The following is a 24,537-nucleotide window of genomic DNA, read 5'->3' on the forward strand; positions in this document are numbered from 1 at the left end:
GTAGACCCCGCGTCAACGTTGTGCCGCCATGCGATTCGCGGCGAACCAGCCGACCGCGAAGTCGACAGTGGCGCGCGCCGGCAGCAGACGAGCGCTTGCCCGACCGACCCGGCCGTGCTGAACGAACGGCGCGTCGTCGAGCGCGGCACCCACCGTGGGAAAGTCGCGGTCGTCCAGGTCGAGAGCACGGAAGTCGAGGCGGACCCGGCGCCCGTCGACGAGCCGGAAACAGTGGTAGTCGCGCTCGGGCGGCGGCACCGGGAGCCGGTACTCGGCCAGGTGCAGGGCGCTGCACGCCTCGTAGCCGAGACCGAGCAGCAGGATCTGCCCGTCCGCCGCGTAGAGGCCGCCCACCGGTGAGCGTTCCCCCAGGTGGCAGGTGAGGTCGTGGCCGTCGGTGAGCTGCCGGGCCCGAGGGCCGAGCGCGGCGAACGAGGTCTGCGGATGATCGCTGCGCACGGCACCGGGGGCACACCGGACGTACTCGGCGAGCGCGCCCATCCGCTGGGAGGGGGTGGTCCGGCGGTCCCAGCCCGGCAGCGCCGCCTCGTACCGGTCGCGCTCCGCCCGGTCCATGCTGGCGATGGCCGCCAGGTGGGCGCGGGAGGTGGTCGAGTTGCCGTCGGTCTGCGTGGGCACCAGCAGCGTGCCGGCAGGGCCGAGGACGTCTCGCAGAGCCCCGGCGAGGGTCGCGGGGCCGTGCTCCAACGGGCCCACCCTCCGCAGGCCGCAGTGCACCAGGAGGCACACGCCCGGACGAACGCCCAGCGCCCGCAGGTCGTCGGCGAGGCGAGGACGGCCCAGTGTGGGCGGATGCCGCTCATCCGGACCCGACACGGGTCTCCTCCAGGGCGTGGCGCAGCTGGCCGACGAACCGCTCACCCGCCGCGGTGAGCGACCGGCTGGCCAGCAACGCGTCGACGCCGTCCCGGGTCCACGCCAGGTAACGAGCGGCGTGCGCCGACGCGTCCCCGCTGTCGGTGGCCGCCCGGGACCTCCACACCTGTGTGACGGCCAGGTGGGCGTACACCCCCTGGAGCACGCCCTCGGGTGGCCGCAGGTCGGTGCGCCAGGGCACCCGGATCCGGGCGTTCTGCCCGGGTTTGACGAGGTCATACAGGTCGAGCACGGCACCGAGTTTCGCGTGTTGCCACTCGTGCACGAGCAGCACCGCCATCGTCTCCGGGTCCGGATCGGGGGTGACGGCGACCGCGCCGAACGCGTGCCGGGCGGTCGCGCTCCGAAAAGGATTCGCCGGGTCGGGTGCCAGCGGCACGACGGCGCGCAGACCGCCGTCGAGCGCCGCCGCGTGCGCCGGCACGTCCCGGTGCGCGACCCGCCAGGCCTCGGCCAGGGTACGGCCCAACACCCGCACCGCCGGGGCCTCCAGGCGCGGTGCCACGGGCTGGCCGTAGCAGTCCCGGTACGGGTCGCCGTCCTCGATGAGCAACCGGCCGGCGGAGACCAGCACGTCGCGTGTCGGTCGCCAGCCGGCCGACGACTCGACCGGATCGAGGAGCACAGTGCGCTCCGCCGTCCCGCCCCGGACCTGGAACCCGCCCGGCAGGACGGTCACCTGGGCGCTCTCCCCCAGCCCGGGCAGCGCAAGGCTGCCGAGCGTGGGCAACGTGATCACATCGGCCCGCACCGGGACGGTCAACGCGGCCGTGACACCCGCGCGGAGAGCCGCGGCGGCGGCGAGGACCGGCAGCGGGTCGACCGCCGCGCTGACGCCGGACCGGGCCGACGAGTCGAGGTGGTGCACCAGCCAGGGCCGAACGAAGGGGTGCTCCAGGACCACCCGGACCGCCTCCGGCGCTGCCTGATCGAGGTGGACGAGCAGCTCCCAGGCGGCCGTGGGGCCGGTCTGGTCCCGGCAGGCCGCCAACAGCGCCCGGGTGATGGAGAGCTGCGTGGCGGCGAGCAGAGCAAGCGTCGATGTCGACCCGTGCCCGGTCGCCAGGTCGTCCAGCAGCTCGTCGACGGGCAGGGCCGCCCACTGGCTCGGCGCCGGCCGGGCGGGCTGCTGGTACGCGTCCACGCTGTCGATCAGGCGGAGCAGGTCGGCGCAGTACACCGACGGGTTGTCGAACCCGGAGCCGGTGCGCCAGCGGTGGGCGTACAGGCCGCCGCCGCACCGGTCGACCACCGGGCAGGCCCGGCAGGTCGCGCAGAGCCCTTCCACGCCCTCCTGTCGGACGGCGACCCCGGGGTGCCGGGCGGCCTCGTCCACGGAATGGTCGAACACGTCGAACCCGGTGTCAGCCGCGCCGTGGTACGCGGTCTTCAGCGAGTCGACCTGCTCCCAACTGCCGTCCGCCTCGACCACCAGCACGTCGGCCGGTGCGAGACCGAACGCCTCGGTGCCACCGCCACCCGGTCGCAGTGCCTCGAACAGCCGGATCGACACGGGACGCCCGTCGTCCATCCACCGCCGGTGGAGCCGACCCAGCCAGTCCGCGTACGGGGTGGACCCGGGGCCGGGGCGCTCCGGGGGATGGTCCCAGGTGGCGTGTGGCAGCAGCAGGTCGACGCGCGGTGGGCTCTCGGCCAGCAGCGCCTCGTACACCCGGTGGGGATCGTTGCGGACGTCGACCGTGCAGAGGATGCCGGCGTAGCTGGCGCGGTGCTCCGGTCGCCGAAGCAGGGCCAGAGCCCGCCGGACCTGGTCATGGCTGCTGCCGCCGTGGGCGAAGACCCGGTGGCGGTCGTTGGCGGCACGGTCGCCGTCGAACGACACACCGACCTGCACGTCGTATTCGACGAGCAGCCGGCACAGCTCCTCGTCGAGCAGGACGCCGTTGGTCTGCATGCGCAGGTCGAGCAGCGCCCACGGCGTGATTGCCGCCCGCAGCTCGGCCAGCGCCTCGCGCAGCCCGGCAGCACCCAGCAGCAGCGGCTCACCCCCGTGCAGCACCACGTGCACGACCGGCAGCTCGTGCACGCGGGCGTGCTCAGCGATCCGCCGTCCGGCGGCCCGGACAGTGGCCGGTGGCATCCGCACCGGTCGGCCACGCCAGGTCTGGTCGGCGTGCTGGTAGACGTAGCAGTGGTCGCAGCTGAGGTCGCACCGGCTGTGCACCTTCAGCACGAACTGACTGATCGGCCGGCAGGATCCGCCCGCTCCGGGTGGACCGCACCGGCAGGCCATCGCTCAGATGGACGAGTTGAAGGCGGCGACGGCCACGCTGCCGGACGGCACGGGGCCGTTCGGGACGACGCGCCTACGGACCGCCTCGATCAGATCGGCGTGCTCGACGGCGATCCGCTCCAACGGGGTGTGCAGGCTTCGCGTGAGGTCATCGAGGTCGGGACGGGATGGGCGGGTGGGGGCATGGTCCACAATGAGTCTCCGGGGGCCCGGGCGCTGGGAGCGCGAGCGGCGACAATGGCTCGAAAGGCTCTGGTCCGTGACCAGGATAGACAAATATCGACCCAGTGTCACCGTCGGTACAACCATCGGCACGAGGGGTGGCAACCGGGGTGCCGGACAGAGAAGGAGCGCACATGTGCCGGAGCATCAAGACTCTGCGTGAGCCGTTCACCCCGGAGGTGACCGACGCGGACGTCGAGGCGGCGGCGTTGCAGTACGTCCGGAAGATCTCTGGCTTCCGGGCGCCCGCCGCGCACAACGCCGCCGCGTTCGACGCCGCGGTGGCCAGCGTGGCCGAGGCGACGCGCACCCTGCTCGACCAACTGGTGGTGCGGGGTGCCGGGCCGGGCACCACGGACCGGCAGGTCACCGCCTCCAACTGATCGCCAGCGCGGTTCCACACGCCAGCGCCGCGCCCGGCAGGCCGGGCCTGACCCCTGGGGTCAGGCCGCGGCGAGCGCCGGGGCGACCGTGTCGGGCGCCCAGCGCGAACGGTGGCACTGCGACCAGCCCCGACAGCCCGGATCGCCCAGCGTGCAGAGCCGCTGCCTGCTGAGCACCTCACCGTCGTCGGTGTCCCGCACGTCGAAGTGCACCGGACGGACCGTGCCGTCCGGGGCGACGAGCAGGTGCCGGCCCGCGTCGAGCGTGTCGTCGCGCAGCAGGCAGTTGCGACCCAGTATTCGAGCGAGCGCGGCGATGCTGGCGTGCTCGGGGAGCCCCTCGGGCACCCCGTAGCAATCCACGACCGTCGCGAACTCGCCGGGCGCCTGCCAGACATCGCACACCACCGCGTACGCCGGCAGCCGGGCCGGGTCGGCCACCGCCAGCGGCATCACCACCCGACCAAGTGCCTCGGCCAGCGCCGGGTAGACCTCCACGGGGCGTACCCCGTCGATTCTCCAGTTCCACAGCTCGGTCATTCCGCCTCCTCGCTGCGTTCGTCCCACCGGCCTCCGGATCGGGCCTTACACACGATGGTGGGGGGCATTTGACCCCAGCCGGGGGCAAGTTACCGGTCTGTGACCATTCCGGGCAAAATTTCCCTGAGCAGCATTGCTCGGAGTAGCGGGAAGGTGACAGTTTATCGGGTATGGTGCGCCATCCCCACTACCGCCACCGCGTGTCGACGACGGCCACCGAAAGGGTCACCGCAGGACGACGAGGTGCTCACCGCGGGGCAGCAGTTCGCCCACCACGGGTGCGCCGGGCACCTCGCCGGCGACCAGCAGGCCACCGGAGGTCTGCGCGTCGGCCAGCAGCAACCGCTCGTCCTCACCCGCCGCGCCGAAATCGGTCCACGGGGTGACCCACTCCAGGTTGCGCCGGCTGCCGCCACTGACGTAGCCGTCGCGCAACGCCTCCCGCGCACCGGCCAGGTACGGCACCCGCGCCGTGTCGATGGCCACCGTGAGCTGGCTGGCCCGGGCCAGCTTCGAGGCATGCCCGAGCAGCCCGAACCCCGTCACGTCGGTGCCACAGCGGATGCCGGCGGCGACCGCCGCGCGAGCGGCGTCCCGGTTGAGCGCGCTCATCGTGGCCACGGCCTCCGGGAAGCTCTCGCCGGTGGCCTTGTGCCGGGTGTTCAGCACGCCCACCCCGAGCGGCTTCGTCAGCGACAACGGCACCCCGGCCCGCCCCGCGTCCAGGGTGATCAACTCCTCCGGTCGGACCGTGCCGGTGACCGCGAGCCCGTACTTCGGGCCGTCGTCGTCCACGCTGTGCCCGCCGGCCAGGTGACAGCCGGCCTCCCGGGCCACGTCCTGGCCGCCACGCAGGACCTCGCCGGCCAGCTCCATCGGCAGCACGTCGCGCGGCCAGCAGAGCAGGTTGAGCGCGACCAACGGGGTGCCGCCCATCGCGTACACGTCGGAGAGCGCGTTGGCCGCGGCGATCCGACCCCAGTCGTACGCGTCGTCGACCACCGGCGTGAAGAAGTCCGCGGTGGTGACCAGACCGGTCCGCTCGTCCAGGCGCACCACCGCCGCGTCGTCGCCGTGGTCCAATCCGACCAACAGCTCCGCGGTCCCGGTGGCCGGCCCGAGACCGGCCACCATGATCTCCAGCTCACCGGGCGGGATCTTGCAGGCGCAGCCACCGCCGCGGGCGTAACGAGTGAGGCGCACCGGTTCGGTCATCCACCCATGATCTCGACAAGGCGCCACGATCGCCACCGTTGCGACCCAGACGGTGACCGAAATCGGACCCGCGCCGACGATCGTGACCGGTGTTACCGCTCCGTGACCCGCTGAGTTGCATTCCGCCACATCAGGCCGCCTACAGTGGCCGCACCGGGGGTCAACCGACCCCGATCCGGGAGACGACAGGGGACGGTGGACGACGTGACCACGGGCGAACCGCTCATCGTGCTGGACGCGGTCAACAAGTGGTTCGGGCCGCTGCACGTGCTGGACGACGTCTCGCTGTCGGTGGGGCGGGGCGAGGTGGTCGTGGTGATCGGCCCGTCCGGCTCCGGCAAGTCGACGCTGTGCCGCGCCATCAACCGACTGGAACCGATCAGCTCCGGCACCATCACCTTCGACGGCCAGCCGCTGCCGGCCGAGGGCAAGCCCCTCGCGAAGCTACGCAGCGAGGTGGGCATGGTCTTCCAGTCCTTCAACCTCTTCGCTCACAAGACCATCCTGGAGAACGTCACCCTCGGCCCGATCAAGGTCCGCAAGGAGAAGCCGGCCGCCGCCCGCGAGCGCGGTCTGGCCCTGCTCGACCGGGTCGGCATCGCCAACCAGGCGGACAAGTTCCCGGCCCAGCTCTCCGGCGGGCAGCAGCAGCGGGCGGCCATCGCACGGGCGCTGGCCATGCAGCCCAAGGCGATGCTCTTCGACGAACCGACCAGCGCCCTGGACCCGGAAATGGTCGGCGAGGTGCTCGACGTCATGACCTCGCTGGCCAGTGACGGCATGACGATGGTCGTGGTCACCCACGAGATGGGCTTCGCCCGGCACGCCGCAAATCGGGTCATCTTCATGGCCGATGGGCAGCTGGTCGAGGACGCCCCGCCTGCGGAGTTCTTCGCCAATCCGCGCAGCGAGCGGGCCCGGGACTTCCTCTCCAAGATCCTCACGCACTAGGCGTCCGTAGTGGAGCGTGCCGCACCTCGGTGGGCTCCGTTGAAGAAGGAGAAAAGTATGCGTATTAAGCGCGTAGCGGCGGTCGCCATGATGGCCTCCCTCGCTCTGTCGGCCGCGGCCTGCGGCAAGGAGGGCGAGCCGACCCCGAGCGCCGGCGGAAGCGCCTCCGCCGACGCCCAGTCGGACACCTGCAAGGCCTCCGGCGCGACCTTCACGCCGAAGACGGACGCCGCCGTCGCTGGCAGCCCGGCCTTCGAGAAGATCAAGGCGGCCGGCAAGGTCTCCATCGGGGTCAAGTTCGACCAGCCGAACCTCGGTTACAAGGACGCCCAGGGCAAGCGGTGCGGCTTCGACATCGAGATCGCCCAGTACGTGGCGAGCACGCTCGGCATCGACCCGGCGAAGATCGAGTACAAGGAGATCGCGTCCGCCAACCGGGAGACCGCGATCAAGGGTGGTGAGGTCGACTACTACGTCGGCACCTACTCCATCACCGACAAGCGCAAGAACGACATCTCCTTCGCCGGCCCGTACTTCGTCGCCGGCCAGGACCTGCTGGTCCGCAAGGACGAGTCGTCGATCACCGGCAAGGACACCATCAAGGGCAAGAAGGTCTGCTCGGCCACCGGCTCGACCCCGATTCAGCGGGTTCGGGACGAGGGTCTGACCGAGGCGAACAACATCGTCGAGTTCAAGACCTACTCGGAGTGCGTCTCGCAGCTGCTCGACAAGAAGGTCGACGCCGTCACCACCGACGACGCCATCCTCAAGGGCTACGCGGCGCAGAGCCCGAGCGAGCTCAAGGTCGTCGGCAAGCCGTTCAGCACCGAGAAGTACGGCATCGGCCTGCCGAAGGACGACAAGGCGCTGCGCGACTACATCAACAACCAGATCGAGGCGTCCTTCAGCGACGGCACCTGGCAGAAGATCTACGACGGCACGCTCGGTCTGTCCGGTTCGGCGGGCACCCCGCCCACCCTCGAGCGTTACTGACCGACCGGCTCGACACGAGTTGCGGCGCCGGCCGGGGTTCGTCCCCGTCCGGCGCCCGTCCGAGACTGAGAGCGAGGCATGGGCGAGTTCTTCCGTGTACTGACGGACAACGGGCAACTGTTCGTTGACGGGTTCACCAACACCGTCAAACTCTTCCTGATCGCCGCGGTCGGCAGCCTCGTCCTCGGCACGCTGCTCGGCGCGATGCGGGTGTCCCCCGTACCGGCGCTGCGCGCGTTCGGTGCCACGTACGTCAACCTGGTGCGCAACACCCCTCTGACGCTGGTCTTCGCGTTCCTCGTGTTCGCGGTGCCGAAGCTGGACGTCAACATCGACTACTTCCCCAGCGCCGCCATCGCACTGACCGTCTACACCTCGGCCTTCGTCTGCGAGGTGATCCGCTCCGGTGTGAACACCGTCGCCGCGGGTCAGGCCGAGGCGGCCCGCGCGCTGGGCATGACCTTCGGGCAGGTGCTCACGCTCATCGTCCTGCCGCAGGCACTGCGGGCGATGGTCCCGCCGATGATGAGCGTGTTCATCGCGATGCTGAAGAACACCACAATCGCCGCCGGCTTCTCGGTGCTGGAGGCGGGGGCGATCCCGTCGTACATGGCCGAGCGGGGCGAGCCGCAGTTCGCCGTCCTGCTCTGGATCACCATCGGCTTCCTGATCCTGATCCTGCCGCTGGTGGCTCTGCAGCGGGTCCTCGAGCGCAAGTGGAGGGTGGCCCGGTGAGCGCGAGGAACGAGCTTGCGAGCCCCGCGGCCGCGAACGGAAGGTGGCTGAGTTGAGCCAGGCATCGATCCTCTACGACCTGCCCGGGCCTCGCGCCAAACGGCGTAACGCCATCCTGGGCGTCGCCTCCACCGTCGGCATCATCGCCCTGCTCGCCTTCATCGGCTACAAGTTTGCCGACACCGGCCAGTTCGAAGCTCGCAAGTGGGAGCAGTTCCAGTACGCCTCGGTGCAACGCGAACTGCTCGGGGGCCTGGGGGCGACACTCAAGGCAGCCGGCATCGCCGCGGTCCTGGCGCTGATCTTCGGCGCGTTCTTCGCCAGTGCCCGACTGAGCGACAAGTGGTTCCTGCGTAGCCCGGCGACCTTCGTCGTGGAGCTGTTCCGGGCGATCCCACTGCTCATCCTGATCTTCTTCGGCTACTACGTGCCGCTGCAGTACGGCTGGTCGATCGACAAGCTGTGGGCGCTGGTCATCGGGCTGGTGCTCTACAACGGCTCGGTGCTCGCGGAGATCTTCCGGGCTGGTATCAACGCGGTTCCGTACGGTCAGACCGAGGGCGCGTACGCGATCGGCATGCGCAAGAACCAGGTGCTACGGCTGATCCTGCTGCCGCAGGCGGTCCGGTCGATGCTCCCCGCGATCGTCAGCCAGCTCGTCGTTCTGCTCAAGGACACCGCGCTGGGCTTCATCATCACCTACCCCGAGCTGCTCTTCGTGGGTAAGCAGATCGGCGGTCGGTTGCCGTTCGGCCTGCCGTACGTGCCGACGTATCTCATCGTGGCCGCGATCTACATCGCCATCTGTGGTGCGCTGTCGGCCCTGGCCTGGTGGTTGCAGAAGCGGATGGGCCGTACCCCACGGACCGCGGCGAAGGTGCTGCCAACGCAGGACGTCGGCGAGTCCGCTGGCCGGATGATCTGACCAGGGCCGCAGCACCAACTCAGGACAGCGGATATCGGGGTATCACCGGCGACGGGATACCCCGATTTCGCATTCCGTGTCGATCACGCTTCTCAGCGGGCGATCTCGGTGACCCGGGACTCGCGGACCACGGTGACCCGGATCTGACCCGGGTAGGTCAGCTCCTCCTCGATCTGCTTGGCCACGTCCCGGGCCAGCACGGCCGCCCCGATGTCGTCCACGTCGTCCGGCTTGACCATCACCCGGATCTCCCGGCCGGCCTGCATGGCGAAGACCTTGTCCACGCCGATCTTGCTGGCCGCGATCTCCTCGATCCGCTCCAGGCGCTTGACGTACGCCTCGAGACTTTCCCGACGCGCGCCCGGCCGACCGCCGGAGCAGGCGTCGGAGGCCTGGGTGAGCACGGCCTCGATGGTCTGCGGGGGCACCTCGTTGTGGTGTGCCTCGATGGCGTGCACCACGTCCTCGTGCTCGCCGTACTTGCGGGCCAGGTCCGCGCCGATGATGGCGTGGCTGCCCTCCACCTCGTGGGTGAGCGCCTTGCCGATGTCGTGCAGGAACGCCGACCGCTTGATGGTGGGCACGTCCAGCCGCAGCTCCGCGGCCATGATGCCGGCGATGTGCGCGGTCTCGACCAGGTGCTTGAGCACGTTCTGTCCGTACGAGGTGCGATAGCGCAGCCGGCCGAGCAGGGTCACCAACTCCGGGTGGATCTCGGTGATGCCAACCTCGACCAGGGCGTCCTCGGCGGCCCGGAGGCAGAGCTGCTCCACCTCCTGCCGGGCCAGGTCGTAGACCTCCTCGATCCGGTGCGGGTGGATCCGCCCGTCCAGGACCAGCTTCTCCAGCGTCAGCCGACCCACCTCGCGGCGGACCGGGTCGAAGCAGGAGAGCAGCACCGCCTCGGGGGTGTCGTCGATGATCAGGTTGACGCCGGTCACCGACTCGAAGGCGCGGATGTTGCGCCCCTCCCGGCCGATGATCCGCCCCTTCATCTCGTCACCGGGCAGGTGCAGCACGCTGACCACGCTCTCCGCGGTCTGCTCGCTGGCCACGCGCTGGATCGCGTCCACCACGATGTGCCGGGCCCGCTGGTCGGCCGTGTTGCGCGCGTCGGACTCGATGTCCCGCACCAGCAGCGCCGCCTCCCGCTTCGCCTGCGTCTCGATTGCCTCGATCAACTCCAGACGCGCCGAGTCGGCGGTGAGCCCGGCGACCCGCTCAAGCTCCCGGCGGCGCAGTTCCTCGGACTCGGCCAGCTCGGTCTCGCGCTTGGCGACTGCGGACTCCCGGACCGCGAGGGCAGCGCTCGCCGCGGTGAGCTGCCGCTCCCGCTCGGCGAACCGCTCCACCTCCTCGGTGTGCATCCGCTCCCGCTCGTCCATCCGAGCCGCCCGACGCTCCACCTCCGCGGCCTGCTCCCGGGTGGTGGCGGCAAGCACCGCGACCTCCCGCTCGCCGCTGCGCCGGGCTGTCGTACGCAACTGCTCGGCGTCCGCCTCGGCCTGCTTGTGGGCGCGCTCCAGAACGGTGTCCGCCTCGGCGCGGGCGTCGTCGAGCACACGTCGCGCCTCGGCGCGGGCCGCCTTCGCCTCGGCATTCGCCGCCGCCGCCTCGGTACGGGCCGCGGCGGCGGCGGACTTCGCCACGTCGATCGTGCTGTTCGCCTCGTCGGCCGCGGTCCGCAGGGCAGCCAGCGACTGCTCCTGGCGGTCCTTCTCGGCGATGAAGGCGGGATCCTCCGGAGCCGGCGCCGCACCCACCCGACGCAGCGTCCGGATGCCGACCAGCACGGCCCCGATCACCACCACCGCGAGGACGAGGACGGCCGCGAGGAGCACGACGTCGAAGGCGTTCATGCCGGGACCCCGTGGGGTCTACCGGTGAACCTGTGCCGCCGCCCCGCCATGGCCGCCTCCCCCTGAACGTCAAGACCGCAGCGAATGTGCCAGAGGCACACTCCTGCGGCTGTGGACGCCCGACCGGAGCGGCTGGCCGTGGGTAGCTCTCTCCGCCGGCGGTGCCCGCAGGCAACGTCGGCGACCGGGTGCAGTTGTCGCGGCGTTCCGGACCGGCCTGGCCGGAACTGCCGTCAAAGGCCGCGGAGTCGGCCAAAGTGATGCTGTTCTGTTACGCGATCTATGTTGTGGACTTAGCCTGCGTTGGTCGGGCAATGTGAGCCTGTATGGCGAGGCTAGGTCGCCGGGGGTGCTCTGGTCAAGGACTCATGATCAAACCCCCCGAACGGAGAGAAGTTACAGCGTCACGGCGTGCTGATGTCGTGCCGGACAGGAGTGGACAAACTCCACGAGGCGTACTGCCGGGTGGACGTGTCGGGCCTGCTCAGCCCCCGCCCAGCCGGTGCCCAGCGACGGCTGGCGACCGCGCGGGGTGTGACCCATCCGTCTCACCGAGGGCGCCGGCCCGACCCCGACGTCAGCTGGCTCCGGCCGCCACCGCTGCCGCGACCAACGCCGCGTTGTCCGTAGCGGGCGAGCCGTCCGGCAGGTGCAGGGTGTCCTCGAGCCCGATCCGGGCATCCAGACCCCGGCGGACCGCCTCGGCGAGGACCGGCCAGGTCGCCGGACCCTCGGCGTGTAGCAGCACCGGCGGCGCGTCCGCGGGCAGCGCGGCGAGGATCCGGGAGGCGTCGACCAGCGCGACCGCCACGTCCTCGGCCATGCACTCGACGAGGACCCGCCCGGCCGGCACCCGCCAACTCCGGTACGCCGCGACCGCGTCAAGCGTCCACAGCCCCGCCTCGACGAGCACACCGCGCTCGTGCAGGGCTGCGGCGACCGCCTCGGCACCGGGCTCGTGCGCGTTCACCGAGGCGAAGTCGGGCAGCACCGACCAGGCCCGGACGGCGGCTACCCGGGCCGCCGGATCCGGCAAGATCCAGGCTCCGGTGCTCACCCCGACCGGCAGCCCCGGCCGGGCGGCACGGATCGCGGTCAGCGCGTCGGCCGTCACCGCCGGCCGCAGTGACTCAGCGCCGGCCGCGTCCCTGGGATGGACGTGCACCGCCGCGACGCCGAGCGCCGCGCAGCGGGCCGCATCGGCGGCCAGTTCCGCCGCCGTGAGCGGCACGGCCGGATGGTCCCGCCGGCCGCGCCCGCCGTTCAGACATGCCTTCAGCATCCGGCCCGCAACCCCATCGGTATCCGCCCCGGACCACCCACCGGGCCGCTCACTCGACCGGACGGTTGTCGCGGTCCAACTCGCCCTCGGCGTCGGCGAGCGCGTCGGCGTCTATCTGCTCGGCGAACTCGGCTGCCTCGGCGCTCTGCGCGGCGAGCGCGTCCTTCACCGCCCGGATCGCCACACCGGGCGGGTAGCCCTTGCGGGCCAGCATGCCCACCAGCCGGCGGAAGACCGCATCCGGCTCACCTCGGGCAGTGCGCAGCTTGCGATCCACGAGACCACGGGCGGTGTCTGCCTCGGTCTCCTCGTCCAGCTCACCCAGCGCCTCGGTGGCGACCTCGCCGTCCACGCCCTTCCGGCGCAGCTCGTTGGCGAGCGCCCGCCGAGCCAGGCCGCGGCCGGCGTGCCGGCTGGACACCCAGGCCCGGGCGAACGCGGCGTCGTCGATGATGCCGACCTCGTCATACCGGTCGAGCACCTCGGCCGAAACCTGCTCGGAGATGCCCCGCTTGGCCAACGCGCCGGCCAGCTCGGCCCGGGTGCGTGGCCGGACGGCGAGCTGGCGCAGGCAGATCTCGCGGGCCACCTCCGACTCGTCGCGAGGCGGAGCCGGGGACTCGACGGCGTCGGCCTCCTCGGACCGGCCCCGGCCGCCCCGCCGAGGGCGAGGCGGGTCACTGGCGTCGCCCGTACGAGGCGGACTGGCATCCCAGCCCCGCCCCGTACGAGCGCGTCGTCCTGCCATGAGTCAGCGACCGGTCAGAAGTCGACCGGCGGCAGCTCCGGGCCACCGGCGGCGTCACCCGCGCCGACGCCGACGCCGAGCTTCTCCAGGATCTTCTTCTCGATCTCGGCCGCCACATCCGGGTTTTCCTTCAGGAACTCCCGGGCCTTCTCCTTGCCCTGGCCGAGCTGGTCGCCGTCGTACGTGTACCAGGCGCCGGCTTTGCGGATGATCGCCTGCTCCACGCCGACGTCGATCAGCGAGCCCTCGCGCGAGATGCCCTTGCCGTACATGATGTCGAACTCGGCCTGCTTGAACGGGGCCGCGACCTTGTTCTTCACGACCTTGACCCGGGTGCGGTTACCGACCACGTCGGTGCCGTCCTTGAGGCTCTCGATGCGTCGCACGTCGAGCCGGACCGAGGCATAGAACTTCAGCGCGCGACCACCGGTGGTGGTCTCCGGGCTGCCGAACATGACGCCGATCTTTTCCCGCAGCTGGTTGATGAAGATCGCCGTGGTGCCGGTGTTGCTGAGCACACCGGTGATCTTCCGCAGCGCCTGGCTCATCAGCCGGGCCTGGAGGCCCACGTGGCTGTCACCCATCTCGCCCTCGATCTCGGCGCGCGGCACCAGGGCCGCCACCGAGTCGATCACGATGACGTCGATCGCGCCGGAGCGGATCAGCATGTCCGTGATCTCCAGCGCCTGCTCGCCCGTGTCCGGCTGGGACACCAACATCGCGTCGGTGTCGACGCCGAGGGCCTTCGCGTACTCCGGGTCGAGCGCGTGCTCAGCGTCGATGAAGGCCGCGATGCCGCCGAGCCGCTGGGCGTTGGCCACCGCGTGCAGAGCCACCGTGGTCTTACCGCTGGACTCGGGACCGTAGATCTCGACCACCCGGCCGCGCGGCAGACCACCAATGCCCAGCGCCACGTCGAGCGCGATGGAGCCGGTCGGAATGATCGCGGTCTGGACGACCGGCCGGTCACCCAGCCGCATCACCGAGCCCTTGCCGAATTGCTTGTCAATCTGAGCGAGAGCAAGGTCGAGTGCCTTCTCCCGGTCAGGCCCTGCTGCCATGGTTGCCACCCCTGCCTTCGCCGGCGTCTTTGCTGAGCTTCGCGTCACGCGGACACGCTAGGCGCTGGGTCCGACAGAAAACCAGCCGACGGGCCGCGAGCTGTGGACGAGCACCCCGCTGTGGACAATAGCCGAACAGGTGTACGACTCGACAAGCGACACGCGGAAGCGGCAAAAAGGCTGCTCAGCGTAGTCGAGCAGGCACTCGATCGGGGTACGCGGCGCAGACCGCCCTCCACACCACGTGCGTCTGCTGCCCCGACGCCAGTGCCTGCTCGATGGTCCGTCCATCGAGCTGGGACAGCACCTGGTCGCGGGCGATGCTGGTCGCGTAGCCGGGTCCGAACGCCTCTTCCAACCGCGCCCAGAAGTCGGTCAGCCGCACGTGATCAGCCCTCCTCGTCCGGTGCCCCGGTCGGCACCGGGCGCAACGCTAGCGCCACCAGGGGCACCGCCGCGACCGCCGCGAGCAGGGTGAGCACGGGATAACCGGCGAACTGCATGACAAACCCACTGACCACGGCGGCACCGGCCCCGGCCAGCCCCATGATCAGGTCGGACAGCCCCTGGACGCTCGGCCGCACACCGGCCGGCACCGACTCGGACAGCAGCGTAGAGCCGGCCACCATCGTCCCCGACCAGCCCAGCCCGAGCAGGACCAGACCCACCGAGAGCCGGGGTGTGTGATGCCCGGCGGTGCCGGCGACCGCGCAGGCGGCCAGCAGCAGCCCCACCCCACCGAGGATCACCGCCCGCCGGCCGAGCCGGTCGGTGAGCCAGCCGACCACCGGGGAGAACGCGTACATGCCGGCGATGTGCAGACTCAGCACGATGCCGACCAGCCGTAGCACGTCGGCGTCGGCGTGCGACTCACCGAGCCGGACCGGAGTCATCGCCATCACCGCCACCATCACCAGGTGCCCGACCGCCACCGCGGCGATGCCGAGCCGGGCGGCGGGCCGCCCGCGTACCACCGACCAGGCCGCCCGCATCCCGGCGCCGCGCGGCGCGCGCACCCCGGCCGGTGCGGCGGCCGATGCCGCACCACCGCCCGCCGGGCCACCGTCCGCCGGCGCCTCGGCGGCCACGGCGGTCGCCGGCGCATCGGCGGCCAACGGCAGGTCGGCGGCCGGCGCGTCGGCCGCCGCGAGCCGGCGCGCGGTGAGCAGCGGGTCGGGCCGGAGCAACCCGAGGAGTACGACGGCAGCCAGCACGAACGCGACAGCACTGAACGCGAACGGGCCGGCCAGCGGCGGCAGCCCCCATCCGGTGGTGACCCGGTCGGCCAGCGCGGCGAAGTTCGGTGCGGCCACCGCCCCGATGGTGGTGGCCCAGACGATCAGGGAGAGCTGCCGCCCTCGGCGGGCCGGCTCGGCGAGGTCCACCGCCGTGTAGCGGGCCTGCAGGTTCGCGGCGGTTCCCCCACCGAAGAGCAACATGCCGAGGAAGAGCAGCGGCACCCAGCGGGTGGCCGCGGCCAGCACCACCAGTACGCCGCCGACGGCACCGACCGCGTACGCCACCACCAGGCCCGGTCGCCGGCCGTGCCGCGCCATGATCCGGGTGACCGGGACGGCGAGCAGCGCCGCGCCGACGACCCCGGCGCTCTGCGCCACGCCCGCCACGGCGGTGCCGGCGATCCGGGCGGCGAGCAACGCGCCGACGGCGATGCCGATGGTCACGCCGACACCGCCGATGATCTGGGTGGTGAAGAGCAGCCGCAGCGTACGCCGCTGGATCGATGCGACATCGGGTCGCGCGGCGGTACGCGGCGCGGTCAGGTCGGTGGCCATCGGCGCTCCTCATGACGGGGGTGACCCATCCTCGCGCACCCGCGCCGACCAGCGGCAGTGGGTTTCGCCCCAGGCAGAGCTGCCACCCCGTTCCCGCGAGGGCGTCAGGTGTCCTCGCGGCGGGGGCCGGGGGCGGGCGTGACCCGGGTGCGGATCCGGACCAGGGTGTGGGCTGCGACGGCGACGCTGACCATGGCGACCACACCGAAGATCACCGCAAAGCCCTCGTTGTCGGCGCCGAGCAGAGCGAGCAGAACCAGACCGAGGCACACGCCCAGGACCAGCAGCAGGGCCGCCTGGGTAGCCCGCCGCTGCGCTGCCAGGTAGCCGGGCAGTCCGGCTCGTACCCGGTCGTCCTCCGGAGCGGTGCCGGTACGCAGTGCCTGGCGCAGCGCGTACCCCTCGGGATCTTGTCGGATGGCCTGGCCGCCCAAGGCTCGCTGACCAAGGTAGGCGGCGGGGCCGATCCAGACGGAGCTCAGTGCGGCGTTCAGCACGGCCTCGACCAGCGGCTCCTGCCGGTCGAAGAGCCAGCGCACCGGCAGACCGATCAGCAGCGTCGCCGGCACCCAGTAGACGGCCATCAGCTGCAGCCCGGTCGCCCGCTCGACGAATCGCTTCCACCGCTGGCGACGGCCGGTAGCCCCGGTGGGCTCCCCTGTCCGACGCGCCTCGCTGTCGACGTCCATCGACCTTTGCTACCCGTCCGCGACAGCCGCGCAATCGCCACCGCACTGTCAATCTTGAACAGTTTCCGTTAGCTGGGAACGGACAAGATCCTGGCGTCAGTCGGGCAGGGCACGGGTGACGACGGTGAGATCGGCGACCAGCCCCTCGTACGCCTTGTCCTGGTCGTCGGCCCGCAGCACAGCGGAGGGGTGGATGGTGGCCAGCAGCCGTGCCGTCGGCGCGTCGGCCACCGCGCCGGCGCTGTCGATCGGCACCTGGGTGAAGTCCTCCGGGTGCTGGGCCGACTCCGGCCAGGGCAGCAGCTCACCCCGCTGTCGGGTGACCCGGAAGGACGGGCCGAGCAGCGCCTTGGCAGCGGTCGCGCCGAGCACCACCACGATCTCCGGACGCAGCCGGGCGAACTCGGCGACCAGCCAGGGCCGGCAGGCGGTGATGTGCACCTGGTCCGGGGTCTGGTGGATCCGCCGCCTGCCGCGCACCTCGAAACGAAAGTGCTTCACGGAGTTGGTGAGATAGAGCTGACCCGGGTCCAGCCCGGCGTCGTCGACAGCGCGGCGCAGCAGCCGACCGGCGGGGCCGACGAAGGGCAGGCCTTTTTGATCTTCCATGTCACCGGGTTGCTCGCCGACGAACACCACCCGGGCGCTCTCGTCGCCCCGGCCGAAGACCGTCTGCGAGGCGTCCCGGTACAGCTCGCAGCCCCGACAGCTGTCGGCTGCGGTACGCAGCTCGTCGATGGTGTCGGCGTCGGGCGGGATGAACCGCTGCGCGCCCGGGGCGCTCCCGCTCTGCTCGGCCATGCCGACTGTTATATACCCCCGTCGCGTCAGTACCCGTTACCGCCGCCATCCCCACCCGAAGCGATGGCGATCAGCACGATGACGATGATGATGATCGCCACCGCCACCGCGATCCAGACACCCTTACGCGACCCATTCGAAGCCATAACCCCACCTCCGGCGCCCCGCATACCCACCCCGCCCGCCCCGAATCATCGCGATCTTGCACTTCCCGCCCGGACCAATTTGGACCAACCGGGCATAGTGCCGACACGAACTGCAAGATCGCGGGGCGGGGCGGCGGGTTAGGCGTGGAAGCCGGAGGGTGGGGTGGGGTTTGCGGCGTGGGCCAGGGCGGCGGCCAGGGGGGCCAGGTCGCCGGTGGTCAGGGGGCTGACGGTGATGCGGAGGGCGGGTGGCGCGGCGATCCGGTAGAGGACGCCGGGGGCCACCGCCCAGCCGGCGTCGCGTAGCGCGGTGACCGCGCTGGTCTCATCGGCCACCGGCAGCCAGACGTTGATGCCGCTGCGGCCGTGCGCGGTCAGGCCGTGTTCCGCGAGCGCGGCCAGCAGCCCGTCGCGCCGCTGCTCGTAGCTGTGCGCCGCCCGTTCGACCAGCTCGGTGGCCGACGGGTCCCGCCACAGGGCGAGGACCAGCCGTTGCAGCACGGTGGAGACCCAGCCGGCGCCGACCCGCGTACGGCCGGTCACCCGTGCCACCGTGGTCTCGTCGCCGACCAGCACGGCCAGCCGCAGGTCCGGACCGAAGGGCTTGCTCACCGACCGGACGAAGGCCCAGCTCTCGGTCGTCCCGGCCAGGGAATGCAGGGGTACGCGGGCCAGTTCGGCGGCGTGGTCGTCCTCGATCAACAGCAGGTCGCGCCGGCCGGCGAGCAGCGCCCGTAGCTCCTCGGCGCGGGCGGCGGAGACGGCGGCGCCGGTGGGGTTCTGCGCTCGGCTGGTGACCACCAGCGCCCGCGCTCCGGCGGCGAGGGCGGCGGCCACCCCTGCCACCAGCGGCCCCTCGTCGTCCAGCGGTACGCCGATCGGGCGCAGCCCGAGCGCGGCGACCAGGTCGAGCAGGTTGGCCCAGCCCGGGTCCTCCACCGCCACCGCATCGCCGGGGCGTAGGTGGGCGCCGAGCAGCCGCTCGATGCCGTCCAGCGCGCCACCGGTGAGGGTGAGCTCCCCGGCCGGTACGCCGTCAGCGCTCAGCCGGGCGCGCGCCGCCTCAGCCAGCTCGGGCAGCACGCCAGCGTCGGAGTAGCCGACCGACGGGCCAAGGTTGGCGGCGAGCGCCGCGAGGTGCGGGCCGAGCGGGGGAAGCAGCCGAGGATCGGGTTCGCCCCGGGACAGGTCCCGAGCACCGGGCAACGGCGGCGGGCGCAGCGCGGAACGGCGGGCGGCCACCGGCGGGCGCGGGCGTACGCGGGTGCCGTGCCGCCCAGCCGTGGCGAGCAGGCCGCGCTGCCGCAGCTCCTGGTAGGCGCGGGCGACGGTGGCGGGGCTGACGCCCAACTCCCCGGCGAGTGCCCGCACCGGCGGCAGGGCTGCCCCCGGGGACAGGGCGCCCGTACGGATGCCCGACTCGATGCTGGCCGAAATCTCGACGGCTGTCGTACCGGTGACCTGATAGCGTGCTGACACAAACAAGAGATTGTACTAGAACAAAGGGGCGAGCATGTATCCACCCACCGCCCGGACCACACCCAACCGTTCACGCGACAGGATGAGCTACGACCGGGCCGCCGCCCACGCCGTGCTCGACGAGGCGTACGACTGCGCGCTCGGTTTCACCGTCGACGGCCAGCCACGGGTGCTGCCCACCCTGCACGTCCGCATCGGCGACACGCTCTACCTGCACGGCTCCACCGGCAGCCGGCCGCTGCTCGCCGCCCGGGGTGACGGGCTGCCGGTCTGCGTCGCGGTGACCCTGCTCGACGGGCTGGTCTATGCCCGCTCCCAGTTCCACCACAGCGCCAACTACCGCTCGGTGGTCGCGTTGGGCACCGCCCGACTGGTCACCGACGAGCGGGAGAAGCTCGCCATGCTCACCGCGCTGGTCGAGAAGGTCGGCTCGGGACGCAGCACGGACACCCGCCCACCCAGTCGGCGCGAGCTGGCCGAGACCGCCGTGCTGGCGCTGCCACTGAGCGAGGTGTCCGTCCGGGCCCGCAGCGGTGGGGTCCGCGAGGACGAGGCCGACCTGCACCTGCCGCACTGGGCCGGCGTGCTGCCGCTGCGGCTGACCGCCGCGCCGCCCGAGCCGGACGCCGGGGTCACCGCACCGCTGCCGGCGTACCTGCGGGAAGCCCGCACGCCCTGGCACGACCCGGTGTCGCTGCGCGGCGAGCAGGTCCGACTGGAGCCGCTGGAGTTGGCGCACGCCGACGAGCTGCACGCCGCCACCGCGGACGCGGAGGTGTGGCAGCACCTCAGCGTCACGCTGCCCACCGCGCCCGCCGGGACCGCCGAGGTGGTCGGTGCCGCCCTGGCCGCCCAACACCGCGGCGAGCGGGTGGCCTGGGTGCAGCGGTGCGCGGCGACCGGGGCGGTGGTCGGCACCACGTCCTACTACGAGATCGACCCGGAACGGAGATCGGTCGCAATCGGGCACACCTTCCTCGGACGGCCCTGGTGGCGCACCGGAATCAACACCGAGGCGAAGCTGCTGCTGCTCAGCCGGGCCTTCGACGACCTGGGCGCGGTACGGGTGGTCTGGCACACCGACATCCGCAACGTTCGCTCCCAGGTAGCCATCGAACGTCTCGGCGCGACCCGCGAAGGGGTGCTGCGGATGCACCGGCAACGCCCGGACGGCTCCTGGCGGGACACCGTGCAGTACGCGATGACCGTCGACGAGTGGCCGAACGCACAGCTCAGGCTCCGGGAAAGACTTCTGCGGACGGCACCGGTGGCGTGATGATGGCGGGCGTGCTGGGAATCACCGACATCTGGACGTACGTGCTGGGCACCGTGGCCATCATCATGCTGCCCGGGCCGAACTCACTCTTCGTGCTCTCCACCGCGGCCAAGCGGGGCGTGGCGACCGGTTACCGGGCCGCGGGCGGGGTGTTCGTCGGCGACTGGGTGCTGATGTTCCTCTCCGCCGCCGGGGTGGCGTCGCTGCTCAAGGCGTACCCGCCGGTGTTCATGGTGATCAAGTACGCCGGTGCCGCGTACCTCGGTTATGTCGGGGTGACCATGCTGCTCGGCGCCTGGCGGCGCTGGCGCGACCGCAACGACCCGAACACGCCGCGGCTCATCGACGCCGCGGAGCCGGAGGCGATGCGCAGCCCGTTCCGCAAGGCGCTGGTGATCAGCCTGCTGAACCCGAAGGCGATCCTGTTCTTCATCTCGTTCTTCATCCAGTTCGTCGACCCCGGCTACGCCTGGCCGGCGCTGTCGTTCCTGCTGCTGGGGCTGATCGCCCAGGTGACCAGTGCGCTCTACCTGACCGCGTTGATCTTTGCGGGCACCTTCCTGGCCGCGCAGTTCCGCGAACGCCGTCGACTGGCCGTCGGTGGCACCACCGCGATCGCCGCCCTCTTCCTCGCCTTCAGCTTCAAGCTCGCCACCGCCAGCGCCGGCTGACCCAGGGTCAGGTGCCGTCACCGCCGGAGCCGCCGCCACCGACGCCGGCTCCACCGGCGGTGCCGCCGAGGCCGTAGCCGGGCCGGATCGGCTCGTCGGGGTGGCGGCTGACGTGTGCGGACCCCCCGATCTGCGCAGACCAGTCAGCGTGCGCGGCCGCCGCGGCGTGCCGGTTGATCGCCTGTCGTATCCAGCCGTCCACGGTGGCGACCCAGTCCCGCCGGTCGGCGTCGGCGTGCCAGATCCGGAACCGACTGATGCTCTGGTGGGTGATCCCGGCCAATGCCAGCCGGCGATCCATCCAGAGGATCGCCTCCAGGCCCGCCGAGTTCGTCACGAAGATCACCTCCAGCTCGGTGATCGGGCCGGCGTAGAGCGGCCCCACCCAGTAGCCCCAGCGCTGGTGCAGCGGCAGGGTGTGCTCCACCCCGGGCAGCCCGCCCTCCTGCAACCCGGCCTGGCGGATCATGAAACCCAACGTGTCCAGCGCCGCCAACACGTGCTGCTGGGTGGGGATCGGGTGCACGAAGACCGGCACCATGGCCCCCTGGTCCAGATCCGGGTCGACGGACACCTCGGTACGCAGACCCATCCGCAAACTCAGCAGCGGCACCCCGCCGAAGATGGTCACCGGGGTCTCCCAGGGCAGTGGCAACGCGAAGTCGACCGCCCGTCGCCGGCCGGCCGGTACGACGAACCGGCCGGCGATCGGCAGCTGGTGGAACTGCATGAGACGCCGGGGAGCGCCCGGGTCATCCGGCTCGACCGTGGTGACCAGGCCGAGCCGGATGTGCCGAACCAGCACGTCCTCCGGCCCGGCCGCGAGGGTCACCCGCCCCGGCAGGCGCAGGCCCGGCCGGGTGCTGGGGTTGGGGAGAGTGGTCTGCACGGACAGCCCGGTCCAGCCGGACTCCCGGGACACCCCCGTCAGCCGCACCGCGCCCCCCACCACAGGCCACGCCCGGCCCCCCAACGAGGCCACACCTCAACTCTGGCGGACCTCGCGGGTGGTCACCTCGACTTCCGTGAAGAGGGACCACCCCTCCGGTTCATCGCAACCGCCGCCCGCGCGGCACCGTGTCGGTCTCGTCGTCGAACTCCCCGATGACCTCTTCCAGGAGGTCCTCCAGGGCCACGAAACCGATCGGTCGGGCCGGACCACCGCCGTTGCGCACCAACGCGAGCTGCGACTGCCGGGCCCGCATCGCTGCCACCGCCTCGGTGACCGAGGACGTGGCGGGCAGGGTGAACGCGGGAGTCATCAGCTCCCCGGCGGTGGCGACGCGGCCAGTGGTGACCACCCGCACCGCCTCCCGGACGTGCACCAGACCGCAGACGTCGCCCGCCTCGTCCAGCACCGCGAGCCGGGACCGACCGCTGTGCCGGCTGACCTCCTCGATCCGCTCGGCCGGTTCGTCCCGACGGACGGTGACCATGGTGGCGAACGGTTCCATCACCTGCGCCACCGACGTGCCCTGCAACTCCAGCATGCTGGTCAGCAACTGGTGCTGCTCGGCGCCAACCAGCCCGTGCTCACGGGACTGCTCCAGCAGGATCCTGAGCTCGTCCGGGCCGTGCACCTGGGCGAGCTGATCCTGCTGGTTGACCCCGAACAGCCGCAGGATCGCGTTGGCCAGGGCGTTGAGCGCGGAGAGCACCGGCCGGGCCACCCGGGCGAAGGCGCGGAACGGCAACGCGAGCAGCGTCGCCGAGCGCTCCGCGTCGGTGATCGCCCACGACTTCGGCGCCATCTCCCCCACCACCAGGTGCAGGAAGGTGACCACCCCGAGGGCGAAGACCAGGGCGACCACGTGACTGGCCGCGTCCGGCAGGCCCACCGCGTGCAGCAATGGGCTGAGCAGGTGCTCGATCGCTGGCTCGGCCAGCGCGCCGAGACCCAGGGTGCACAGCGTGATGCCGAGCTGCGCGCCGGCCAACATCAGCGACAACTCGCGGACGCCGTCCAACGCCGCCCGCGCCGCCCGACCGCCGTTGGCGGCGGCCTGCTCCAGGCGGTACCGCTTGCTGGCCACCAGGGCGAACTCGGCGGCCACGAAGAACCCGTTCAGCGCCAGCAGGACCACCGAGACGAACAGTGCGATTCCGGGGCTCATGCGGTCACCCCCGGTTTGGTCAGCTGCAGCCGCACCGAGTCGGCCACGTGCCGGTCCACGGCCAGCACCTCGACCAGCGCCCGGGGCTCCGCGTCGTTGTCCTCGCCGTCTGCGCCCTCGGGCAGCAGGCTGATCTCCAGCCGGTCACCGACCTCCGGCACCCGGCCCAGCTCCCGCATCACCAACCCGGAGAGGGTGTCGTACTCCGGAGCCTCGGGCAGCGCGATGCCGGTGCTGTCGGCGACCTCGTCGATCCGCCAGCGGGCCGGCACCACCCAGGACCCGTCGTCCTGCCGGGCCGGCGCCCGATCAGGTGGGTCGTCCTCGTCCCGAATCGGGCCGACCAGCTCCTCGGCGATGTCCTCCAGCGTGATCACGCCGGCGAAACCCCCGTACTCGTCGACCACACAGGCCATCTGCCGGTGCCCGGACCGCAGCCGGTCGAGCACCGTGGGCAGGGGCAACGTCTCCGGTACGAGCAGCGGCGGCCCCGCCACCGCGCTCACCGGGGTGGTCGCCCGTTCCCCCGGCGGTACGCCGAGCACGTCGGCGATGCCAACGACGCCGATCAGGTCGTCGACGCCGTCCGGGCCGCGCACCGGGAAGCGGGAGTGGCCGGTGTCCAGCAGCTCGACCACCCGGCTGACCGGCTCGTGCGCGCGTACGGTGTGCACGTCGACCCGGGGCACCATGGCCTCGCCAGCAGTCAGCTCGCGGAAATCCAGCCCTCGGTCGAGCAGCGTGGACATCTCAGCGTCCAGGCTGCCCTCCTCGCGGGACTCGGCGATGATCTGTTCCAGGTCCGCCGGGGTGGCGCCACTGGGCAGTTCCTCGATCGGCTCGATGCCGAACCGGCGGAGCAGGCGTACCGAAGCGCGGTCGAAGAGCCGGATCAGCGGCCCGGCGACGGCCAGATACATCAGGGTGGAGCGGCTCAGGGCCCGGGCCAGCGACTCGGCCCGCGCGATGGCAAGGTTCTTCGGGGCCAGCTCACCGAGGACCATCTGCACCACGGTGGCGATGACCAGGGCCAACGCCACCGACAGCGGCAGGCTGATCGCCTCGCTGACGCCGGCCACGCCGAGTAGCTCGGCGAGGCCACCGCCGAGGAACGGCTCGGCGACGTAACCGACCAGCAGGGCGGTGACGGTGATGCCGAGTTGGGCACCGGAGAGCATGAAGGAGAGCCGACTGGTGACGGTCAGGGCGCGGGCGGCCGCCGGGTCACCGTCATCGGCGAGCTGGCGCAGCTTGCCCCGATCCACGGCGACGTAGCCGAACTCCTGCGCCACGAAGTAACCGGTGGCGGCGGTGAGAACGATAATGAGAAGGAGACCAACGACGATCAACACGGGTCGCTCAGGGCTCCCGGGGTCGTCGGGGCGGGAAGATGCCGGGCACAACCCGGCTGGCTACTGCTGCCCTCCTGGGCAGACGAGTCGATCATGCCGCCATTTTATCGGCTCGGGCTGTACGCCCGCTGGGGGTTGGCGGCCAGGCCGG

24 protein-coding genes are annotated in these 24,537 nt (G+C 71.6%); 7 read left to right on the forward strand and 17 right to left on the reverse strand.

Translation table 11 applies throughout. The features are described 5' to 3' along the window. Nucleotides 1-12: 12 nt before the first annotated feature. The 3 genes from ABZT18_RS01805 to ABZT18_RS01815 form a co-directional block, all read right to left on the reverse strand. On the reverse strand, nt 13-837 hold the full coding sequence (locus tag ABZT18_RS01805; protein WP_354993271.1) for an AAC(3) family N-acetyltransferase: 825 nt from the start codon (nt 835-837) through the stop codon (nt 13-15). After that, nucleotides 821-3,091 carry an FxsB family cyclophane-forming radical SAM/SPASM peptide maturase gene (locus tag ABZT18_RS01810; protein ID WP_354993270.1) on the reverse strand — a complete coding sequence of 757 codons (2,271 nt, stop codon included), beginning with the start codon at nt 3,089-3,091 and terminating at the stop codon, nt 821-823. The genes ABZT18_RS01805 and ABZT18_RS01810 overlap by 17 nt, the downstream gene beginning before the upstream one ends. A gap of 63 nt (nt 3,092-3,154) precedes the next feature. After that, nucleotides 3,155-3,343, reverse strand: a complete 189-nt coding sequence (locus ABZT18_RS01815) for a hypothetical protein (protein ID WP_354993269.1) — start codon at nt 3,341-3,343, stop codon at nt 3,155-3,157. 164 nt (nt 3,344-3,507) lie between these two features. Between ABZT18_RS01815 and ABZT18_RS01820 the strand changes: the two genes are divergently transcribed. Continuing rightward, on the forward strand, nt 3,508-3,756 hold the full coding sequence (locus tag ABZT18_RS01820; RefSeq protein ID WP_354993268.1) for a DUF2277 family protein: 249 nt from the start codon (nt 3,508-3,510) through the stop codon (nt 3,754-3,756). A gap of 60 nt (nt 3,757-3,816) precedes the next feature. Here ABZT18_RS01820 and ABZT18_RS01825 read toward each other — a convergent pair whose 3' ends face one another. Together ABZT18_RS01825 and selD are read right to left on the reverse strand one after the other, a co-directional pair. Further along, a complete protein-coding gene (locus tag ABZT18_RS01825; protein ID WP_354993267.1) occupies nt 3,817-4,296 on the reverse strand; it encodes a hypothetical protein in 480 nt (159 codons plus the stop codon). Between the two features lie 225 nt (nt 4,297-4,521). Next, nucleotides 4,522-5,511 carry a selenide, water dikinase SelD gene (selD, locus tag ABZT18_RS01830; protein ID WP_354993266.1) on the reverse strand — a complete coding sequence of 330 codons (990 nt, stop codon included), beginning with the start codon at nt 5,509-5,511 and terminating at the stop codon, nt 4,522-4,524. Nucleotides 5,512-5,706: 195 nt separating this feature from the next. Here selD and ABZT18_RS01835 point away from each other — a divergent pair, with 195 nt between their 5' ends. From ABZT18_RS01835 to ABZT18_RS01850, 4 genes are all read left to right on the forward strand, one after another. Next, complete coding sequence (locus ABZT18_RS01835; protein WP_272616313.1) at nt 5,707-6,462, forward strand: amino acid ABC transporter ATP-binding protein; 756 nt, start codon at nt 5,707-5,709, stop codon at nt 6,460-6,462. A 57-nt stretch (nt 6,463-6,519) separates the two neighbouring features. Continuing rightward, nucleotides 6,520-7,455, forward strand: a complete 936-nt coding sequence (locus ABZT18_RS01840) for a glutamate ABC transporter substrate-binding protein (RefSeq protein WP_354993265.1) — start codon at nt 6,520-6,522, stop codon at nt 7,453-7,455. 78 nt (nt 7,456-7,533) lie between these two features. Further along, on the forward strand, nt 7,534-8,190 hold the full coding sequence (locus ABZT18_RS01845; protein ID WP_354993264.1) for an amino acid ABC transporter permease: 657 nt from the start codon (nt 7,534-7,536) through the stop codon (nt 8,188-8,190). Between the two features lie 43 nt (nt 8,191-8,233). Then, nucleotides 8,234-9,115: an amino acid ABC transporter permease gene (locus ABZT18_RS01850; protein WP_355250155.1), complete on the forward strand. Its 882-nt coding sequence runs from the start codon at nt 8,234-8,236 to the stop codon at nt 9,113-9,115. Nucleotides 9,116-9,207: 92 nt separating this feature from the next. On the opposite strand, the gene rny is transcribed toward ABZT18_RS01850, so the two are convergent. From rny to ABZT18_RS01895, 9 genes are all read right to left on the reverse strand, one after another. Then, complete coding sequence (rny, locus tag ABZT18_RS01855; RefSeq protein ID WP_354993262.1) at nt 9,208-10,974, reverse strand: ribonuclease Y; 1,767 nt, start codon at nt 10,972-10,974, stop codon at nt 9,208-9,210. 577 nt (nt 10,975-11,551) lie between these two features. Next, complete coding sequence (locus ABZT18_RS01860; protein ID WP_354993261.1) at nt 11,552-12,256, reverse strand: 3-keto-5-aminohexanoate cleavage protein; 705 nt, start codon at nt 12,254-12,256, stop codon at nt 11,552-11,554. A gap of 49 nt (nt 12,257-12,305) precedes the next feature. Then, nucleotides 12,306-13,004 (reverse strand): regulatory protein RecX, encoded by a 699-nt coding sequence (locus tag ABZT18_RS01865; protein ID WP_354993260.1) that lies wholly within the window; start codon nt 13,002-13,004, stop codon nt 12,306-12,308. 14 nt (nt 13,005-13,018) lie between these two features. Continuing rightward, complete coding sequence (recA, locus tag ABZT18_RS01870) at nt 13,019-14,065, reverse strand: recombinase RecA (RefSeq protein ID WP_354993259.1); 1,047 nt, start codon at nt 14,063-14,065, stop codon at nt 13,019-13,021. 184 nt (nt 14,066-14,249) lie between these two features. Further along, a complete protein-coding gene (locus ABZT18_RS01875; RefSeq protein WP_354993258.1) occupies nt 14,250-14,450 on the reverse strand; it encodes a DUF3046 domain-containing protein in 201 nt (66 codons plus the stop codon). A gap of 4 nt (nt 14,451-14,454) precedes the next feature. Continuing rightward, nucleotides 14,455-15,858, reverse strand: a complete 1,404-nt coding sequence (locus ABZT18_RS01880; protein ID WP_354993257.1) for an MFS transporter — start codon at nt 15,856-15,858, stop codon at nt 14,455-14,457. 104 nt (nt 15,859-15,962) lie between these two features. Beyond that, on the reverse strand, nt 15,963-16,547 hold the full coding sequence (locus ABZT18_RS01885; protein WP_354993256.1) for a hypothetical protein: 585 nt from the start codon (nt 16,545-16,547) through the stop codon (nt 15,963-15,965). Between the two features lie 96 nt (nt 16,548-16,643). Further along, entirely contained in the window at nt 16,644-17,348 is a 705-nt protein-coding gene (locus tag ABZT18_RS01890) for a UdgX family uracil-DNA binding protein (protein ID WP_354993255.1), read from the reverse strand. Nucleotides 17,349-17,632: 284 nt separating this feature from the next. Next, nucleotides 17,633-18,973: an aminotransferase class I/II-fold pyridoxal phosphate-dependent enzyme gene (locus ABZT18_RS01895; RefSeq protein ID WP_354993254.1), complete on the reverse strand. Its 1,341-nt coding sequence runs from the start codon at nt 18,971-18,973 to the stop codon at nt 17,633-17,635. A 34-nt stretch (nt 18,974-19,007) separates the two neighbouring features. Between ABZT18_RS01895 and ABZT18_RS01900 the strand changes: the two genes are divergently transcribed. Both ABZT18_RS01900 and leuE read left to right on the forward strand, forming a co-directional pair. Next, nucleotides 19,008-20,249, forward strand: coding sequence for a bifunctional pyridoxamine 5'-phosphate oxidase family protein/GNAT family N-acetyltransferase (locus ABZT18_RS01900; protein WP_354993253.1), 1,242 nt, complete (start codon nt 19,008-19,010; stop codon nt 20,247-20,249). Continuing rightward, nucleotides 20,249-20,920, forward strand: coding sequence for a leucine efflux protein LeuE (gene leuE / locus ABZT18_RS01905; RefSeq protein WP_354993591.1), 672 nt, complete (start codon nt 20,249-20,251; stop codon nt 20,918-20,920). Before ABZT18_RS01900 ends, leuE begins: the two co-directional genes overlap by 1 nt. A 7-nt stretch (nt 20,921-20,927) precedes the next feature. Here the strand turns inward: leuE and ABZT18_RS01910 are convergent, their stop codons facing one another. The 3 genes from ABZT18_RS01910 to ABZT18_RS01920 all read right to left on the reverse strand — a co-directional run bounded on the left by ABZT18_RS01910 (nt 20,928) and on the right by ABZT18_RS01920 (nt 24,386). Then, nucleotides 20,928-21,857 carry a sporulation protein gene (locus tag ABZT18_RS01910; RefSeq protein ID WP_354993252.1) on the reverse strand — a complete coding sequence of 310 codons (930 nt, stop codon included), beginning with the start codon at nt 21,855-21,857 and terminating at the stop codon, nt 20,928-20,930. Between the two features lie 112 nt (nt 21,858-21,969). Continuing rightward, nucleotides 21,970-23,034: a hemolysin family protein gene (locus tag ABZT18_RS01915; protein WP_354993251.1), complete on the reverse strand. Its 1,065-nt coding sequence runs from the start codon at nt 23,032-23,034 to the stop codon at nt 21,970-21,972. Then, a complete protein-coding gene (locus tag ABZT18_RS01920) occupies nt 23,031-24,386 on the reverse strand; it encodes a hemolysin family protein (RefSeq protein ID WP_354993250.1) in 1,356 nt (451 codons plus the stop codon). The genes ABZT18_RS01915 and ABZT18_RS01920 overlap by 4 nt, the downstream gene beginning before the upstream one ends. Nucleotides 24,387-24,537 lie beyond the last annotated feature (151 nt).

The organism is Micromonospora sp. NPDC005291 (assembly GCF_040607415.1).
Lineage (GTDB): Bacteria > Actinomycetota > Actinomycetes > Mycobacteriales > Micromonosporaceae > Micromonospora.